The sequence below is a fragment of the Arsenicibacter sp. R0_47 genome (assembly GCF_057652235.1).
The window spans coordinates 1-777 of the sequence record NZ_JBYFCJ010000106.1; the positions used below are offsets into that span (position 1 = coordinate 1).

At 54.1% G+C, this 777-nt stretch carries 1 protein-coding gene; it reads right to left on the reverse strand.

From position 1 onward, the window contains the following. The coding region (locus AC23NW_RS36215) for an IS21 family transposase (protein ID WP_487455593.1) at positions 1-613 on the reverse strand (613 nt) is incomplete at its 3' end. Positions 614-777 lie beyond the last annotated feature (164 nt).

The window sequence follows — 777 nt, forward strand, 5'->3', positions numbered from 1 at the left end:
GCACGATAGCAGCTGGTACGCCCCTGAAGTAGTGTAAAGCGTTTTGCAGGGCAATAATAAAATCCTCCGTTCGCTGCGAATGAACTACCTGCGCATAGGTAAGCTGGCTACAGCCCAGTATGGCGACAAAGAACTCAACCGCTTTCTGTTCTCCACTGGCCGGATCAGTCAGGATCAGCCGCTTACCGGCAAAATCGACGAAGAGTTTGTCGCCGGCTTTGTGTTCAAGGTGCATACTGGTCTGCTGACGCTGACACCACAACCGGTAATAATGGCAAAATTGAGTGTACTGATAGCCATCGGGGTGTTGCGCTTTATACTCCAGCCATAAGCCGTAACGGGTTACCCCCGGACGGGTCAGCTCCCGGGCCATGCTGGCGAAGCGCTGTTGAAGCAGCACCAGACCGGTATTAGGCGGGGTAAGCGGCTGGCGGTTCTGAATCAGCGAGTCTAACTGCTGATCAGAAAGCTGGTGGAGCCGGTCGGTTGCCCCCTCTGGTAACAGGCGTAGATAGCCCCGAACGGTGTTGCGTGCCAGGCCCAGGGAGCGGGCAATGTCGCGGATCGATTTTTGTTGCTGCTGCAAAAGCAGAATCTGGCGAAGTAAGTGCATAGGAACACGCTGATTAGCCATAGCTTCGGATGGGTCAATTTATTCCGGAAACTACGGCAATGCGATGCGGTTCGCTACTTCAGACGGAGGTGGGTCAGTTTGCACCGAAATACCCGGGTCAATTTCCTGCGTAACAGGTGGGTCAGTTTACTCCGAAATACTCA